The 16714-nt window shown below is 44.0% G+C and carries 14 protein-coding genes and 1 tRNA gene; 4 read left to right on the top strand and 11 right to left on the bottom strand.

Features of this window, described 5'->3' with window-relative positions:
* Positions 1 to 100: 100 nt before the first annotated feature.
* Positions 101 to 709: a hypothetical protein gene (locus ACIQXP_RS15065; RefSeq protein ID WP_387505937.1), complete on the bottom strand. Its 609-nt coding sequence runs from the start codon at positions 707 to 709 to the stop codon at positions 101 to 103.
* A 426-nt stretch (positions 710 to 1135) separates the two neighbouring features.
* Here ACIQXP_RS15065 and ACIQXP_RS15060 point away from each other — a divergent pair, with 426 nt between their 5' ends.
* Both ACIQXP_RS15060 and ACIQXP_RS15055 read left to right on the top strand, forming a co-directional pair.
* Positions 1136 to 1495 (top strand): hypothetical protein, encoded by a 360-nt coding sequence (locus ACIQXP_RS15060; RefSeq protein WP_387505938.1) that lies wholly within the window; start codon positions 1136 to 1138, stop codon positions 1493 to 1495.
* Positions 1496 to 2217: 722 nt separating this feature from the next.
* Positions 2218 to 2291, top strand: a tRNA-Pro gene (locus ACIQXP_RS15055).
* 295 nt (positions 2292 to 2586) lie between these two features.
* Here ACIQXP_RS15055 and ACIQXP_RS15050 read toward each other — a convergent pair.
* From ACIQXP_RS15050 to ACIQXP_RS15015, 8 genes are all read right to left on the bottom strand, one after another.
* Complete coding sequence (locus tag ACIQXP_RS15050; protein WP_293744681.1) at positions 2587 to 2880, bottom strand: hypothetical protein; 294 nt, start codon at positions 2878 to 2880, stop codon at positions 2587 to 2589.
* Positions 2881 to 2941: 61 nt separating this feature from the next.
* Complete coding sequence (locus ACIQXP_RS15045; RefSeq protein ID WP_387505939.1) at positions 2942 to 3400, bottom strand: helix-turn-helix domain-containing protein; 459 nt, start codon at positions 3398 to 3400, stop codon at positions 2942 to 2944.
* A gap of 170 nt (positions 3401 to 3570) precedes the next feature.
* On the bottom strand, positions 3571 to 5808 hold the full coding sequence (locus ACIQXP_RS15040; protein ID WP_387505940.1) for a xanthine dehydrogenase family protein molybdopterin-binding subunit: 2238 nt from the start codon (positions 5806 to 5808) through the stop codon (positions 3571 to 3573).
* 22 nt (positions 5809 to 5830) lie between these two features.
* The gene (locus ACIQXP_RS15035; protein ID WP_387505941.1) at positions 5831 to 6850 is read right to left on the bottom strand and encodes an FAD binding domain-containing protein; all 1020 of its coding nucleotides are present in this window, start codon (positions 6848 to 6850) and stop codon (positions 5831 to 5833) included.
* Positions 6843 to 7355 (bottom strand): (2Fe-2S)-binding protein, encoded by a 513-nt coding sequence (locus ACIQXP_RS15030; RefSeq protein WP_387505942.1) that lies wholly within the window; start codon positions 7353 to 7355, stop codon positions 6843 to 6845. The genes ACIQXP_RS15035 and ACIQXP_RS15030 overlap by 8 nt, the downstream gene beginning before the upstream one ends.
* 367 nt (positions 7356 to 7722) lie before the next feature.
* Positions 7723 to 8589 (bottom strand): DNA/RNA non-specific endonuclease, encoded by an 867-nt coding sequence (locus ACIQXP_RS15025; protein ID WP_387505943.1) that lies wholly within the window; start codon positions 8587 to 8589, stop codon positions 7723 to 7725.
* Positions 8590 to 8683: 94 nt separating this feature from the next.
* Positions 8684 to 11188 (bottom strand): excinuclease ABC subunit UvrA, encoded by a 2505-nt coding sequence (uvrA, locus tag ACIQXP_RS15020; RefSeq protein WP_387505944.1) that lies wholly within the window; start codon positions 11186 to 11188, stop codon positions 8684 to 8686.
* 352 nt (positions 11189 to 11540) lie between these two features.
* Positions 11541 to 12407, bottom strand: a complete 867-nt coding sequence (locus ACIQXP_RS15015; protein ID WP_387505945.1) for a hypothetical protein — start codon at positions 12405 to 12407, stop codon at positions 11541 to 11543.
* A 256-nt stretch (positions 12408 to 12663) separates the two neighbouring features.
* Here ACIQXP_RS15015 and ACIQXP_RS15010 point away from each other — a divergent pair, with 256 nt between their 5' ends.
* Complete coding sequence (locus ACIQXP_RS15010; protein ID WP_387505946.1) at positions 12664 to 14052, top strand: DUF4932 domain-containing protein; 1389 nt, start codon at positions 12664 to 12666, stop codon at positions 14050 to 14052.
* 641 nt (positions 14053 to 14693) lie between these two features.
* Positions 14694 to 14873 carry a hypothetical protein gene (locus ACIQXP_RS15005; protein WP_293744669.1) on the top strand — a complete coding sequence of 60 codons (180 nt, stop codon included), beginning with the start codon at positions 14694 to 14696 and terminating at the stop codon, positions 14871 to 14873.
* Between the two features lie 103 nt (positions 14874 to 14976).
* On the opposite strand, the gene ACIQXP_RS15000 is transcribed toward ACIQXP_RS15005, so the two are convergent.
* Positions 14977 to 16206, bottom strand: coding sequence for a glycoside hydrolase family 76 protein (locus tag ACIQXP_RS15000; RefSeq protein ID WP_387505947.1), 1230 nt, complete (start codon positions 16204 to 16206; stop codon positions 14977 to 14979).
* Positions 16207 to 16509: 303 nt separating this feature from the next.
* The coding region (locus ACIQXP_RS14995; protein WP_387505948.1) for a hypothetical protein at positions 16510 to 16714 on the bottom strand (205 nt) is incomplete at its 5' end.

The raw sequence follows: 16714 nt of genomic DNA, 5'->3' as shown, positions 1-16714 counted from the left end.
TGGTGATATAACTCCATGCATCGGTCTGGGATATGCAGGATTCTCTGATAAAAAACATTTTTCTCACACTATTGGATGAAATAAAAAATCGCTCACGTTGTTAGGTTTCTGCCTGAGCCCTCTTCCATTTAATATACTTAGGAAGTTTGACGAGTTCTATTAATTCTTCTCTTTTCGTATGAACATTGAGACTTTCAATCTCTAAATGGCCAACATGTAATGCGTTTGACCGTTCTCCTAAAATGTTGTCTAAGAGTAAGTAAGCCGCGGTTAAAAAATCCTTTAGGTTAGCCGGGTCATAATCCTCTATATAAAGTCTTATGCCGATTTTTTTTGAAGCATTACTGCTTAGCGGGATAAAGTATATTGTATGTGGATCAAGTTTAATCTCGTTGTATTCAATGGTACCATTTCCAATAGCTGGTTTAAGCGCAATTAAATTCCAGTATTCTAACAAAGGTGCTTGATTTACAAGTGTTTCAACTTTGTCGAAAAGAGCGCTGTTACCTTCTGCAGTAATAATGAGGTCTTGCTTGTCATTTGGATGACCACCAATTTCAAAAAACAACTGGTCGCAATATTTGTGTAGATGATGAAGAAATTCTTCTAAAATCCTCTCCTTCTCATCAGTATCACTAATCTGATTAAGAAAAAAAAACTTGGCTTCATTTGCTTTAAACCAATCCCAAAATAATTGCTCTTTGTTCATTATATATTGATTTAGCCTATCATGGTTTTACTGGGTTGACATTCTGCGTCATTGAATTTGCCAGCTTGAGGAGTTTGTCTTTAACCATGTTTTGAATTCTGACATTTTTTGGCTATGAATAAGACATTTATGTTAAGATGTTTTAAAGGATGTCAGTACTTAATTGAGGTTCAAACATAAAGAACAAAAATTAATAAATGAAAAATGATTACTATAACTAGTTCTTACGCTTTGGCTAAGACCAGATTGGTAATGCGTTAGGTGATTTTACTTTAAAAATCTACTTTAGCCTGGCCTTGGTGCCGATGCTTCTACAGTGATATCAGTTGGAATTAAGATAAGTAGGGTACACTGATGTTTAATTTGAATAAAATATATTAACAACCTAAATTTACATTTAATGAGGGCGCAAGTCAAAAATATAAGATGGTGAAAAAAAAATATTATTACCAGGTTCATTTAGAGGTCGTTTTAAATGGATCAGATCTTGTATTTGGCTTTATTAATATCTCTCATATTTCTTACAAAAAGTTCGAGGAACTTTTTTTCGATCAAATCACGAATGAAAGATTTTTATTTGATGACGCAATGAGTTACTTTATTGAACCAGACCTGTACAATAAACACAAAGAATTTTTTGACAATGAGATACCCTTCACTTTTAATTTCGATTTATTCGAATATAGTGTTGCGTTAACTGGCGATGATTTTGATAAGCTAAAACCTGGCTATTATGAGGAATTACCTCCTATGTTTGAACAAAGTGATAGTGAAGTAGAAACGTGAGAAAATTTAAATTGTGTTGACACAATTACTCCAATTTTAAGATTTGCGATTACCAGCTATGAATAGTGAACTATACAGTAATTTTTTTTGTGATATTTTCTGATTTTTTTAGGTTGCCTACAAGAAGTCAATCAGTAATATAATTACGTTAATATTTATGGATACTATTTTTCTTCCCTCCGTTTTGGTCTTCGCATCTCGCTACGACTGCTGCGAACAACAAAAGGCGGAGGCCTGAAAGATGTGGTAATGCTACTGTTATGATTTTCTGCTTATGCCTGGGTCTCTATATGGTTTAAATGAGCTATCAAGGTTTTTAGCTTGCTCCATATATCCTGAATACTTCGTGGTCAGTTAAAAAGCAGGTTACCGCTGCGATATAATCTTACCAATCGGTATCGATAGGGTTTGCTTTTAGGGGTATTAATGGCAATTATCCTTGTCGAAGCCGTTACGCAGCTTAAATAATTGCGTTTTAAGGGAAGGTCATTCATGTTTATTCGCATCAGGTATAATTAGCCGTTTACAAAGCTAATCCTGTTACCGAATTACTAAATCTTTACAGGTATGAAGCGTTTGGCAGACCATTTCATGATTATCGATGGCGTTTGATTCGATGGATTCAATGGACTTATTGAGGTTTGGTTGATCCAACATTTTTTTCGGAATTTTAAGAGATATTGATGTATTTATTTTAATTTGCGGTCGCTTGAATTGTTAAACGGGATGTAGCGTAGCCAGGTATCGCGCCAGCATGGGGTGCTGGAGGTCGGAAGTTCGAATCTTCTCATCCCGACTAATTTTTAAGCTGCAATCTCTCTTTGGCGAGTAAAGGTAGCACAGGCCAATATCCATTCAAAATGTGTTGATTGTTGCAGAGTATTTATCATCACCTTTTTTAATGTCTTTCCTGAATTTCTAATTTGCCATAGCAATATGATGCACGTTTATCGTTGCTAAACTCTTTTTATATAATCGTTCCGGCCGGTTAAATTCCAGGTTGATCTCCAGTAGCTCCGATATTCTTTTATTAATCAAAGCCTCCAAACTGTATTCCGGTCAAGCTGGCCACTATTACGATAACTTAGCGGCTATTTCAGGTGATTCTCGATTTCACCAACGATCTGATTGACCAGGGGTGAGTGCAGTTCGATCCCTTTTTTTTCGGCTTCAAGGTCAGGTTCAAACAATGCAATCTTCCCGGTAATTTCCCTATAATCAAGTAGCTGCCATTCTTCCCCTGGTGGCTTGAGTGCACCGATCAACCTTCCCTCATGAATAATCTCAAATACACCGTTTTCCTCCTGTATACTGATTATTTTACGATCACCATCCTGATCGATATCCATCTCAAACGGCTGGATGCTTTTGCCTTGTTCTTTCATTTTGATCAATTGTATAGGTTTTTTGGTTTAATTTCTCCGTTTGGATTGGCTGATCTGCAAATTATCTCGACAGGTAAAAATAAAACATCGCCTTAACGGTTTTGCCCATAGCTTTTTTACCCGTTACCCAGTCCGAAATACTTTCGCGGTCAATACCGGTTTCAAAGGCAATCTGCTTGATCCGCAGTCCCTTTTCCTGCATTTTCTGATCAATCCAGGAAACATCAACCACATCGGCCGGAGAGGGTAGAACAGCATTTGCCGTGATCTGCAGCTCCAATCCTGATAGCCTTTTTTTGAACAGTTCTGCTGTTCTTTTCAGTAGCACCTGCTGGGTAGCGTATTTTCCTGAGGCGGTCTCCCCTTGACTGGTCTCTATTTCTACCATCTTATCGTCAACAGAAACGATTTTGAAATCCATATTCGACTGCTGCGAATGCCGTTCTGCCGCTTTTTTAAGTGAGTTCAGCTCATCTGCATTTAAAAGGGAACTCAGGTAATCTATGTTCTGTATACTCATTTTTATTGATTTGGTTTAAAAAATGAAAAGGTCTTTAACAGCGGTCGTTTCTTAAGGGTTGGTGCAAACGCCCGGCCTTGATATCATTTCTTTCCATTTAATCCTTCAGTCTCTTGCTATCCATATCCTGTCACTTTCGCTATCCTTTTCCGTGGCGTTCTCGCCAGCGGTCAGATCAGTTCATCGAAATGGATCGGAAGTTTGTAAATACGTTTGCCGGTGGCATGGTAAATGGCATTGGAGATTGCGGCCGGCATGCCTACCAATCCGATTTCACCAACACCCTTGGTGCCCAGCTCATTGATCAGGTTGTCCTTTTCATCGGCAAATATCACTTCAAGTTCACCAATGTCGGCATGTACGGGGATATGGTATTCTCCCAGGTTGGCATTGATGTATTTGCCAAGCTGCGGATCCATAATCGATTCCTCATGCAGTGCCTTACTGATACCCCATACCATTGAGCCGAGGATCTGGCTTTTAGCTGTTTTGGGATTGATGATTTTCCCCGCCGCAACAGCGGTTACTGCCCGGGTGAGGGTGATGGTTCCCAGGTCGCGGTCAACCTCTACCTCCACAAACGAAGCACTGTGTGTGGCCAGGCTGTATTTCCGCAGTTTGAGCATGTGGGGCCTGCCCATTTTTGTGGTTTTAATGGCCGCACCTTTATTAAAGGCAACAATGTCCTTCAGGCTTATTTTGATGGCCGGATCATTTTTAAGATGGATATGGCCCGAAGAAAAAACGACTTCTTCTTCCTTTGCCTTCCTAAAAGGGGAACCGTCCATCTCCGCAGCCTTTTTTAAAAGTTTTTTACGCATCGATCTGGCGGCAACCACAATGGCAACCCCTGTTGATGAGGTGATCGCTGATCCGCCCTGAAACATCGAAAAAGGTTTTTTACTGTCCCCGTACCTGAATTCCACATCAGCCATTTCCAGTCCCAGTTCATCTGCTGCAATCTGAGTCATTACCGTTAGCGTTCCCGTACCAATGTCGGTAGTGGCATTGTCAACCACCATTTTCCCTTCGCTGTTGATCATAATCTGCACCCTCGAGGGAAACTGGAAGGCATCCCAGATCCCGGTCGCCATGCCGTAACCAACAAGTTTGTTGCCGCGTTGCATGCTACGTGGTTCAGCACTACGTTTGTCCCATCCGAATTTTGCTGCCGCCTCCAGGTAGCATTCCCTGAGCGCTTTGCTGGTATATGGTTTTCCTGCCGATGGATCAATATCCGAATAGTTGAGCAGGCGGAGTTCCAGTGGATCTATCTTAAGCTTATAGGCCAGTTCATCCATGGCGCATTCAATGGCATGGAGTGCCGTACTACCACCGGGTGCGCGCATATCCATCGGGGTATAAACGTCCAATGGTACAACCTGATGTTCAAAAAGCGTGTTGGGGGCAGGGTAGAGTTTATGGCTCCAGTTGGAGGTGGGTTCGGTATAATCTTCAAAATTCGAGGTCTCTGCAAAAGTGCTGTGGCCAAGTGCGGTAATTCTTCCGTTAATGTCGGTGGCAAAACGCATCTGTTGTACCGCCGGCGGCCTGTGGCTAAAAGAGAACATCTGCTTCCTGTCCAGTACCACACGTACATTGCTTTTTAAATGCAGGGCTGCCATTACACACAGGAACAACTGGTACTGTGGCCTGAGCCCCGAACCGAATGCACCGCCCACAAACGGGGCAAGTACCCTTACGTCCTTATAACGGAGTCCGAACACATTGGCAATAAAAAGCTGGTTATTGATGGTGCCCTGGGTTTTATCGTAAATGGTCAGCTTTCCATCCCCTTCAAAAAGGGTTGTGGTGGCAAAAAGTTCAATGGGGTTATGGTGTTCTGTGCCGTGGTGGTATGTGGCGCTTACCTTTACTGCCGCGTTTTCGAACGCGTTTTCAAAATCCCCTGTTGGCGGCGGGGGTGGTGGTTTAAGTGCGGTAGCCAATCCTTTTTTAGGCGCTCTGGCCTTATCCAGGTGTTTTTCCAAACACGTTTGGTGCGGTTCCTGCTGGTAACGGAAAACTATTCTGGTGGATGCATACCTGGCCGTCTCAAAGTCGCGGGCAACCACCAGCGCAACAGGCTGGCCATTGTAGAGGATGTTTTCATCATAGAGTGGTTTAAACACGGTTCCCGGAGGGGCGTCCATATCGGTATACTGCAAATCGAACCAGGCCAGTTTGGGCCGGTTGAGGTGCGAGAGGATATCCACCACGCCCGGTATGGCCGTGGCTTCCGTGGTATCAATTTCCACAATCTTTCCTTTGATAATCGGGCTGCTCACCACATAGCCGTGGAGCAGGCCTTCCAATGGGTATTCAGCAGCATACCTGGCCGCTCCGGTAACTTTTTCCCTTCCCTCCAAACGGCTAATCGGCCGGCCTACGTTTTTATTAGTATTCATGTTGATCTTGTTAGGTGTTTGATTACAAGGAGGGTTGTGCGCCTGGAAGCTGTGCATCCGGATCGAGTGCCATCATGCCGTTGCGTATAATGGCATTTTTTGCCAGTTTAATCTTAAAATTATTATATTCAAGTCCCATCGCTCCCTGAAGGATCATATCTGCCGCCGCCGCAAAGTTTTCCCGGCATGCCGTTTTTCCGCGGAGAAATTCTTCCGCTTCCAGCGAACGCCAGGGTTTGTGGGCCACCCCGCCAAGGGCAATCCTGGCCTCCTTAATGGTAGGGCCATCCATTTCAAGTGCGGTAGCTACCGAAACCAGCGCAAAAGCATAAGAGTGGCGGTCGCGGAGTTTGAGGTAGGAATAGTTCAGCGGAAAGCCTTTTTCGGGCAGATCTATCGAGGTAATCAGTTCACCAGGTTTCAGGTTGTTGTCAAGCTCGGGCCTTTCGCCGGGCAGGCGGTGGAAATCTGAAAATGCCAGGTTGCGTTCGCCATCTATACCCGTTACATTTATCCGGGCCTCCAGTGCGGCCAATGCTACACACATATCCGATGGGAACACGGCAATGCAGGCTTCACTAGCACCCAGTATAGCATGCATCCGGTTATAACCCTCCCTGGCCGGACAGCCCGATCCCGGTACCCTTTTGTTGCAGGGTACCTGGTGGTCATAAAAATAATAACATCGCGTACGCTGCAGCAGGTTGCCCCCGTTACTGGCCATGTTGCGGATCTGCGCCGAAGCACCTGCCAGTATGGCCTTTGATAATAGGGGATATCGGGATTCGATGATAGGGTGGTAGGCGGTTTCGGCGTTCTTTACAGCAGCACCCAGCCTAAACCCTCCATTTTCGAGTTCACGCAATGCTGAGAGCGCGGCCAGCTGGCTGATGTCGATCAGCGCTGTAGGGTTAACGAGATTGTACTTCCATAAGTCGAGCAGGTTGGTGCCGCCGGCAATGAAAGCAGCTAGGGGCTGATCATCGGTAAGCTGGATGGCAGCAGGAACATCGGGCGCGGTGAGAAACTTGAAACTATTCATCACTTCCTCCGCTTTTTACCTGCATAATCGCATCTATAATGCCCACATTGGCCCCGCAACGGCAAAGGTTGCCACTCATCAGTTCCTTCACTTCCTCACGCGAGGAGGCCCTGCCTTCCGATAAAAGGCCTAAAGCACTGCACAGCTGCCCTGGTGTACAATAGCCGCACTGGAAGGCATCATGGTCTATAAAAGCCTGCTGCAGGGGGTGAAGGCCGTTTTCCGTTGCAATTCCTTCCACCGTGGTAATTTCTGCCCCGTCTTTCATCACCGCCAGGCTCAGGCAGCTTAAAATGCGTTTTCCATCACATATTACGGTGCAGGCGCCGCACTGCCCGTGGTCACAGCCCTTTTTCGTTCCGGTCAGATCCAAATGATCACGTAAGCAGTCTAACAGGCTCACCCAGGGGCGGATATTGATGCTATCGTGTTTTCCATTTATCTTCAGGGTAATTAAATGGGTTTCCATCCCTTCGGGATGCGGGTGCTGCGGATCTGTTTCCATAGTGGTTTTGTTAACTAAGCTTTATGGTTAACAATAAAATAAGGGATAGGTTTTTTTAATTTGGTATGCAGGAATGCGGAACCTGCTGTATTACAGGTGCTGAATCTCAGGCGTTAAATCCGGTGTTATAGCCTGCTACCCGCAGCACATGGCATAAATCGTCAATAAGCAGGCAGCATGTGTATGTAACGGCAATTACTGCCGGGCGCCATGTGTTAAAGGCAGGTCAGGTTCGATATACGGTTTGCAAATAGCAAAACCATTTGGCTGTTTATTCTCCAAAACAACAACAGCCGCATCTTTTTTAGGGATACGGCTGTTATGGTATTGAATGCACTTATGCTTTTGGGTGTTTATCTTATTTAAATTAGTTACCCGGGTCTTTCACTTTCTCCACCACATCCTGGATATTTTGCGGCAGGTTAGAAAGCAGGTTATAGCCCGTTGCGCTTTCAATATCCCTTACTGTTACAATATAATCTTTCCAGTTGGCACCAATGGTATTTACGTTAGGCGTATTAATGGCAATTACCCTGGTCGATGGCGTTACGCGGCTTAAATCATTATCGCCTGTTTTTAACAGTACGGCCACTTTCCATACATTGGCCGGAACGGTTACTTTGCCATTGTTGATGGTACTGATTACCGATGCGCTTGCTGAGCCAATGCCGCCGGTGCCGTAGCTACCCATCATTACATAAACCTCATACCCGTTTAAGGCCTGCGCACGGAGGTAACTTTCAAACGATTCCCAGGTTTTCTGGTTATTGTTTGGTGCTTGCGGGATCATGTTGGTCATCAGAAATGTGGCCGAGTTGGCGCCGCTGGAACTGGTACGGTCGCCGCTTGGGCAGTTATGCCCCCTGTCAAAACCCGAACCCGAGTAGCTGTTGCTCTGTACCTGGTACCAATTGGTCGGCAGGCCGGTAAAAGAAGCGAAATCATCTTTCCTGGTTACAGCCCCGTTAAAATTATTTGGATCTAAATGCCAGCTTACCCAATTCGGTATACCGCGGGTCATGCTATAGCTCTCTACATAATATTTTTGATCAATCAGGTAATTTTCTGCTGAGACAATATTGGCCTGTGCACCAGAAGGATTGCCAAACAACAGGTTTGAGTTGTCGCCGCCTGCTGGTGGTGCATCTGCACCGGCATCAGGCGTACCTCTGCCCGGTGCAGCAGTTCCGGTATTGCCATTGTCTGTTGGGTCGGTATCCGGTGCGCCTAACATAATACCCGGGTCACCTGTGCCTTTAAAAACAATATCATCGATATTAATTCTGGTGGTACCCGCTTTTTTAATCTGAAAACGGATTTTTCCGGGATTACTGGTTTTTGTACGCCTTCAGGTACCTGGCGGTTTTACTATCCGGGTTTTCGCATAGCGATTCGGGAAGGCCTGCAAACACCACCTTTCCGCCTTCGTTTCCGGCCCCGGGGCCAATATCAATTACCCAGTCGCTTTGCGCAATTAGCTGCATATCATGCTCCACCACAATTACGGTGTTTCCGCTATCTACAAGCCTGTTCAGCTGTAACAATAGCAGCTCCACATCAGCCGGGTGGAGTCCCGTTGTGGGTTCATCAAGGATGTACAGTGAAGAGCCTTTATTATTTTTTTGCAGTTCAGTTGCTAATTTAATGCGCTGCGCCTCCCCGCCAGATAGTTCAGTGGCCGACTGGCCGAGCCTCAGGTAACCAAGGCCAACCTCCCGCACCACATTCAGGCCCTGGTAAATGTGTTGGTCCTCATCAAAAAAGTGGCAGGCCTCCTCAACCGTCATTTCCAAAACCTGCGCAATGTTTTTATCGCTATAGGTTACCTGTAAAGTTTCGGGGTTGTACCGGGTGCCTCCGCAGGCCGGGCAGGGGGTATATACACTCGGTAAAAACAGCAGTTCTACCATTACAAAGCCTTCGCCCTGGCAATTGGCACAACGGCCCTTGGCCAGGTTAAAAGAAAAGCGTCCGGCATCGTAGCGCTTTTTTCTGGCCGCAGGTGTGTCGGCAAAGCGTTTGCGTATGTGGTCAAAAATTCCGGTATAGGTAGCCAGGTTTGATCTGGGGGTTCTGCCGATGGGGCGCTGATCTACTACCACCAATCTGCTTAGCTGCCCGGCCCCGCCCGTTAGTTTTCCTCCCACCGGCTTTGCGCTATCTGCTAAAGCACCTTCATCTTTAAGTTCGCTATCGGGTTCAGCCGGCATTCCCAATTGCTTTGCAAGTAACTCCACCAGTACCTGGCTCACCAGGCTGCTTTTTCCCGAGCCCGAAATTCCCGTCACCGTGGTCATCACACCCAGCGGAAAGTCAACGTCCACATTCTTCAAATTGTGTCTTGTAGCGCCCCGCAAGCAGAGCTGCCCTTTGGGTGTTCTGGGCTGGTGCTCGGTACGGCTGTCAGCGCCGTTAAGAAACCTTGCGGTAACAGAGGCGGTGTTTTTCTTCAGCCCGGCAACCGTGCCGCTGTACATAATCTGCCCGCCCTGCGCCCCTGCACCGGGCCCTACATCAATAATCCAGTCTGCGCGCCTAATCACCTCAATTTCATGTTCCACTATAAATATGCTGTTCCCTGCGCTTTTTAATTTCTCCAGTATGCTTAACAAAGCTTCGGTATCTGCCGGGTGTAATCCGGCCGAGGGCTCATCAAGCACATAAACCACACCGAAAAGATTGGAGTGTACCTGGGTTGATAAACGCAGGCGCTGTAACTCGCCCGGCGAAAGGGTAGGGGTACTTCTGTCGAGGGTAAGGTAACCCAAACCCAGCTCCAGCATCACACTGATCCTGGCGCATATGTCAGCCGCAATTCTTTGTATCACCAGCTGTTTTTCTTCCTGTTTTACCTCCTTTTTATTCGAGGCAGGTTCACTAAAAAGCTTAGAAAGTTCAGCTAATGTTAATCCGGCAGTTTCCGCAATATCTTTGCCCTTAAATTTTACAGACAGTGCTTCTTTTTTTAGCCGCTTGCCCTCACAAACCGGGCATGCCTTGCTGATCATATATTTCGAAACCCTTTTTTTCATCAGTTCAGACTGGCTTGATGCAAAGGTTTTCAATACGTAAGCGCGCGCACCAATAAAGGTACCCATATAATCCGGCGATTGCTTTTTGGCAACCGCTACAGCGGTTTCTTCTGGCGAAAGGCCAGGATAAACGGGCGCTGTAGGCGTTTCTTCAGTAAACAGTATCCAATCCCTTTGCTTTTTTGGCAATTTTTTCCATGGCGTATCCACATCGAAACCCATCGATACCAGGATATCGCGCAGGTTTTGGCCCTGCCATGCCCGTGGCCAGGAGGCGATGGCGCCTGCCCTGATGCTCAGCGTATCGTTGGGTACCATGGTTTGCTCATTCACCTCAAATACGCTGCCCATACCGTGGCACTCGCTGCAGGCACCTTCAAGTGTATTCGGAGAAAAACCCTCGGCATAAATGATGGATTGACCGGGAGGATAGTCTCCCGCTCGGGAGAAAAGCATCCTGAGCAGGTTCGATAAAGTGGTTACGCTACCAACTGACGATCTGGTGGAGGTTCCTGACCGCTGCTGCTGTAAGGCAACTGCGGGGGGCAATCCCTCTATAGCGTCTACTTCCGGTACATCCATCTGGTTAAAAAGCCTGCGGGCATAAGGCGAAACAGATTCCAGGTAACGCCGTTGCGCCTCGGCATAAAGTGTACCGAATGCAAGTGATGATTTTCCTGATCCGGAAACGCCGGTAAATACCACCAGTTTATCCCGGGGTATCTCAACAGAAATATCTTTCAGGTTATGTTCCCGCGCACCCTTTACCCGTATCGTATTGGTATTGTTCTTTTTCTCCATTACTTAGCCATTGTATACCATTAGCAACAGCAATTAGCCAAGTAGGTTTGGCAAAACCCGAAATCACTTACATACACCAATTTAATCGTGCATCCGGAATGCAGATTTAGTTTGGAAGTGAAATAATAGAAAATACTTCACATAAGAATGTTAACGCTCATCAAAGATTCATGAAGTATAACAAAGCATTTAATATTTTAATTTAGCCGGTAACTTACTGTTATACATCCGCCGGAAAGGTCACCTCCCGTTATTAAAATAAAAAACAGCTGTGAGGTTTAAATCAATATTAACAAGACTTGAAAAACAAATACCAGGTTTCGTTTATCTGTCTCTAAGATTCGGGCCGTGTTCATTTCGAAAACCTGATCTTTTTCCGGTAGGCTTTTTTGATTTCGATCAAGATCACACCGTTAGCGCCTTTTGCGCCGTAAATGGCCGTAGCCTTTGCATCTTTGAGTATTTCTATCTTTTCAATCCAGTCTGGCGATAGCTCACCAAATTTAGTGGCTTCGATTGTACAGCTTTTATTGCCGGCTTTGATCAGATAAAGTGGTGATCTGTTCAGGGAGATTGTCGATATACCGCCGAGCATGATCCTTCTCTCGGCGCTTAGTCTGATCACCATGTTATCATTCAGATAAGTCTCCATGGGGTTATACCCTGGCAGGTTGATGATGAATTTGGATAGCTTGTCGCCATCAGCCAGGTTTAACTCAAACCTGCCAAGGGAATCCGTTATCGCCAATGCGTCTTCTTCTCCTATCTTCCTTACTTTTACCTGGGCAAGTGCTTTGCCATTTGTTTGGTCAACTACGGTTCCTTTTACGGTGATTGGTAAGGTATTAAGGCTGGCAGATGATGGTGTGGTTTCTTTAGCGTCTTTATGCGGTACTGCGGTTTGCACCACCGCCGGCTGTGTCTTTTGTGCCTGTGCCGGGCTGATGGCCAGTGCGGCCAGGGCAAGTGGCATGAGCCATTGCCAGCCTGGCGTTGCAGAGGGGCTTAACAGGTTACGGTTCATCTGGCTGGCCAGCAGGCGCCCGCATACCTTATCGCTTTTATGTCTGAAAAATTCTGCCAGTTCCGTATCAGATTTGGTAGTGAGGTCTACGATGTGTTTGGCGCATTTGCTGCAGTGATGTTTGCCGTCTGGCTGCTCAATCTCGCTCCATTGCTGTAAGCATGGCTCGGTCAAAATCAATTGCAGGTTTTTCATGGGCTGAGGTTTTACATAGGATGCGGTAAAGTGGGGAATTCCATAACAGGTCTGGTGGTTATTGGCCGGTTTTAGTTGACGTCTGGTTTCGATTCGGTATTGATCAGCCCCGTTAATGATTGTAATTTTGTATTTTGTTAAAAGGTGCTGCCCCGATGTTTATTCAGGTCTATGTTCGTGTTAATGTAAATTTACACTAAAGTGTAGTGGCCTGGAAGGTTATAACATTGATTTTTGTGTAAAAGATGATCAAACCATGTTAAAAAAAGTTTTATCCTTATTATCAGGTTCATTATTGTTCACTGCGTGTACGGTAAGCAAGCAGTGGAATAGCAAGCAAACCCAACAATCGTGGGAGGCAACGTTTCAGGATTTTAGCGGGAATGAAAAGCTAAAATTTCCCCCTCATAAAGATCACATATTATATCTTAATGCTAAACTGGCTACAACTTCGGGATCATTACAGCTTTTTGCTAATGAGAAAAGGTTAACTCATCCTAATCCGGTTAGCCACCATAAGCTGGATTTAAAAAATAAACTGCTGATAAAATTGGCAGGAAACCACGCCAAAGGCTCTTTTCGGTTAAATTATCCTCAATTTACTAAAAAAAATATTGAGGTTCGCTATAATTCCAATATCGAATTATTGGCACTGAGTTATGTTTTAGCAAACTATGATGATTTTACAGGCTTTTCTGATGACCAGTCATTTGAAATTAATGGTCAACCCGTAAAAGTTAAAGCGCTTTATGCCCTAACTACCAAAATAGCCAACACCTTTAAATCATTTTTAAAATCAGAAAATCTAAAGGTGATCAAAACCTATTTCGATAAAGATTTCTATGCGCATTATGCAAACTTTGTTATGAGTCTACCGGATTTTCCGAATGCCACAGTAGAAAAAGATAACCGTTTTATGAAATCCTTTTCCAGTTTGTCAGATGCACAAAGATTTACAGCTGCATTTAACAGCTTTTTCCTGGAAATAAATTTTCAGAAATTTTTGGTGGATTTTAAGCCTTATTATGAAACTGTCCAGAAAGAAATTAAGTTGAACATGCCTGCCTCAAACTTCATTGTAGAAATGGAGAATCTTTTTGGAAAAGAGGTAGAACATTATGTGCTTTACCCAAGTTTAACCATGCCCTTCAGTTCCGGTTTTGCGGTAGGAAGTCAAAATACAATAGGAAATATATTTGCAAGCACTAACCAACCAAAAGAAGTTGATGATATCAAGCAGCTGAAACTTGGTTTTGACAATAGTTTATCTTTACGCACCATAGCCGTCCATGAATTTGGGCATGCCTTTGTCAATCCGGCAATAGATCTGGTTGATGAAAAAATCATCAGTGCCAGTGCTCCTTTATTTGAGCCCATTAAAAAGCAGATGAGTGAGCAGGGTTATAACCAATGGAAAATTTGCTTGTATGAACATTTTAACCGGGCAAATGAAGTGATGATTGCGAGATTGTTAGGCGATAAGCTAAAAGCAGACGAAATCTTAAAAGACAATGTAGATAAACGTTTTTACCGCTACCTGCCTCAAATAGTAGATCAGCTGGAGTTCTGGTATAACAACGAGTTCCTTGATAAATCCTACGCACAAAAAGCTGCCGAGATCATTACAGAATTAAAGTCAAAATAGATCATTATGGGTACGATAAAGGTCTGGTTACCGGATTGTAAATAGAAATGATTAGGGGTTTAGCAGCTAAGGAGGTGTATAAACCCGCTATCTTCTAAGTATAAAAAACAGCAGTGCGGCCATGATTTATTTTTGACTATGCAGCTTCTGAACCACATTTCATTAAACCTTTTTTTACGGAAACATTTAGTTTAAACCGGCCATTTTCTTCCTTCAGTGCCTTTCATCATATTTTTTAAATGATATTATAACCTCCTCATATATTCAAACCCATTATTGTTCGCAATGGAAGCAAGGGCTGTATATTCTCTAAAAACCTATTTCTCAAATCTGTTTCAGGCAATTGCTTAGCAATGCTCGGGCTAAAGAAGGCTTTAGCAATGCCGGGGTGGGGCTTAATCAAGAGCTTTAACCTGTTATATTACTGTAAGTTTTTTTATGAGGAGTGTATGTTCGCAAAAGAAATCGCTACTAGTTTTTTTTTGATATTATATGTGTGTATTTAATGACTGATATTAATGTGGTTAATCATTCATTAACCGCTATTCATTTAAAAAAAAAATGAACTTCAGGCAATCTAATTAAAATCCAATATCAACAGGGCGGAGCTCATCAAGATTAACAATACCAGGTTCCTGATCATGTCGCTTAAGAACGGTGATGAATACTACAGTTCCTTTATTTCCGACCGAAAAGGATCGAAGGGAATATCAGGAAGCATTCAATACAAAGCGGAGGACAGGGAGAAGGGAGAAAAAGTGCTGTTATATTTTCTCAAGCGCATCAGCTTTAAAGCGCCATCCCTGTCCGGCGATAATTAATCCAAACTTCCATAGATTTGATGTAGCTCAATAATCGCATCGCTAGCCCGCTGTACCATTACAGCGGGCGCCGTAGCCCTTGCATTTTATTACGCCTTAATCATTAACGATAATAGTAAATACCGTTAACCATCGCAACGCCGCAGGTAGTTTCAAAAGCGTTACGTGTGCTTTCCGGCGTGCGAGTTCCCCATATATTCCACATCAGGCCCTGGTTATTGCGGATAGACCATGCCTGTGCTGCATTAGCATCAAGCCAGGGCCCGTAATTACTTGCTGTACCCGTATTTTTTACAAAAAGGCAGGCCCAGCGTGCAAAAATACTTTTCATGCCCTGTGTATCAGCAATGCCATTCTCATCTTTTAAAATTCCTCCGGGCGTATTACAAAGGCTGTTGCGTGCATAATCCATCGCTTTGGTACCCATCGCCAGGTAGTTTATTGCAGGGAAATCAGCACGTAATAAATCACAAGCGCCAATAAAAGTTCCCTGTGTATAAGAAAGCGCACCCTCGGTAATGGTACCGGCCTTGTTAATCGCCCCTTTAACTTCACCGCTTGATGAATCGTAAAGTCTGTTCACCATCCAATCCATAATAAGTTTAGCCTTGTTTTTATAACTTACATCACCTGTTGCCTGGTATAGCAGCATCGCACAGATCACTGCCGGCGCATTTACGCAGGTATTTTTAGTTTGATTATCGGTAGTCCACCATAAGCCACCACCTAACGATTGGGTATCCCAGGCGCGGTTCCACATCATGTTAAAGTTATTTTTTGCCATATCCAGCATGCCGCCATCATTGGTTATTTTAAAAGCCCTTACACACATCAGGGCTCCCCAAACAATATCATCATTAAATTTATTGTCGGTCCATAGTAAACCATAACCATCTCTTACGCCATTGTATAAATAAGAAATCTTATCTTTTAAATCGGTGCCGGGATTGATATTATAGGCATCTATCAGCATTTCAATCGCTTCCTGCTGGGTCCAGAAATCCATTCTGCCGGTATGGTTATCATCTTTCCAGTAATATGCCTTATATGAAGGCCCGTATGTGCCGTATTGATTATAAAAATGGTTGTTATAAACCTGCATGGCCAATAAGGCCTCACTTTTAGCAGGTATGGAAAGGGCTGCCACCGTATTGGATGTTGCGTTGAGAGCACTTTTTTCAGGTGATAACAGTGCGATGTCTGTTTGATCTTTTTTACAGGCAGTAAATAAACAGCTGAAAGCGAAAATGCTTGCTAAGAGTCTTTTTTTGTTGCTCAATTTTAGTCCGTAGGAATGTAATTCTACTGGCTCAATGGTAATTTTCTTTTTCATAGTTAACACTAATGTTTATAGATGTGATGTATTTGGTTAGCGGTAAAACGATTTAATGTTTGATGATATGAATATACACACTTGTAATGAACAACATACGATAATGGCAGGCGCAACGAATATTTTACAAAAACGATGTAGGAATGGGCATGAAACATATGGTGGTTTTGGCACCATCGGGCTTACCTACCGGGATAGCTTTTTGAAAAAAATTAATTGATTTTCTGTAACCATTGAAAACGCTTCCGCTTACCAAGCCGGTAAATTTTTACAAAGCGAGGAAATATATGGCTTAATCAGTCCTTACAAATTGGCACGTACAATTGCCAATATGATGGGAATAGATTTTTTTCTTTGATAACCTAATGGCATAAATTTATGGCGACAAGTTTCAGCCTTAATTGGTGGGTTGAGTGCATATACCAATAAATTTGACCCCCTTTCGCCAATTTCAAATTGACCCCCAGAGTTGTTGCTTGAAAAAAGCAGAAGTTGTTGTGCAAAAAGG

Source organism: Pedobacter suwonensis (assembly GCF_044762335.1).
Lineage (GTDB): Bacteria > Bacteroidota > Bacteroidia > Sphingobacteriales > Sphingobacteriaceae > Pedobacter.
Note: the sequence above shows the minus strand (reverse complement) of the source record. Positions and strands in the feature narration are given on the sequence as shown.

Bases quoted from the DNA above. Each gene is read 5' to 3' on its own strand.
- ACIQXP_RS15040 (WP_387505940.1), bottom strand. From the start codon at position 5,808: ATGAATACTAATAAAAACGTAGGCCGGCCGATTAGCCGTTTGGAGGGA.
- ACIQXP_RS15030 (WP_387505942.1), bottom strand. From the start codon at position 7,355: ATGGAAACAGATCCGCAGCACCCGCATCCCGAAGGGATGGAAACCCAT.
- ACIQXP_RS15015 (WP_387505945.1), bottom strand. From the start codon at position 12,407: ATGAAAAACCTGCAATTGATTTTGACCGAGCCATGCTTACAGCAATGG.
- ACIQXP_RS15010 (WP_387505946.1), top strand. From the start codon at position 12,664: ATGTTAAAAAAAGTTTTATCCTTATTATCAGGTTCATTATTGTTCACT.
- ACIQXP_RS15005 (WP_293744669.1), top strand. From the start codon at position 14,694: ATGTCGCTTAAGAACGGTGATGAATACTACAGTTCCTTTATTTCCGAC.
- ACIQXP_RS15000 (WP_387505947.1), bottom strand. From the start codon at position 16,206: ATGAAAAAGAAAATTACCATTGAGCCAGTAGAATTACATTCCTACGGA.
- ACIQXP_RS15045 (WP_387505939.1), bottom strand. From the start codon at position 3,400: ATGAGTATACAGAACATAGATTACCTGAGTTCCCTTTTAAATGCAGAT.
- ACIQXP_RS15060 (WP_387505938.1), top strand. From the start codon at position 1,136: ATGGTGAAAAAAAAATATTATTACCAGGTTCATTTAGAGGTCGTTTTA.
- uvrA (WP_387505944.1), bottom strand. From the start codon at position 11,188: ATGGAGAAAAAGAACAATACCAATACGATACGGGTAAAGGGTGCGCGG.
- ACIQXP_RS15050 (WP_293744681.1), bottom strand. From the start codon at position 2,880: ATGAAAGAACAAGGCAAAAGCATCCAGCCGTTTGAGATGGATATCGAT.
- ACIQXP_RS15035 (WP_387505941.1), bottom strand. From the start codon at position 6,850: ATGAATAGTTTCAAGTTTCTCACCGCGCCCGATGTTCCTGCTGCCATC.
- ACIQXP_RS15065 (WP_387505937.1), bottom strand. From the start codon at position 709: ATGAACAAAGAGCAATTATTTTGGGATTGGTTTAAAGCAAATGAAGCC.
- ACIQXP_RS15025 (WP_387505943.1), bottom strand. From the start codon at position 8,589: ATGTTAGGCGCACCGGATACCGACCCAACAGACAATGGCAATACCGGA.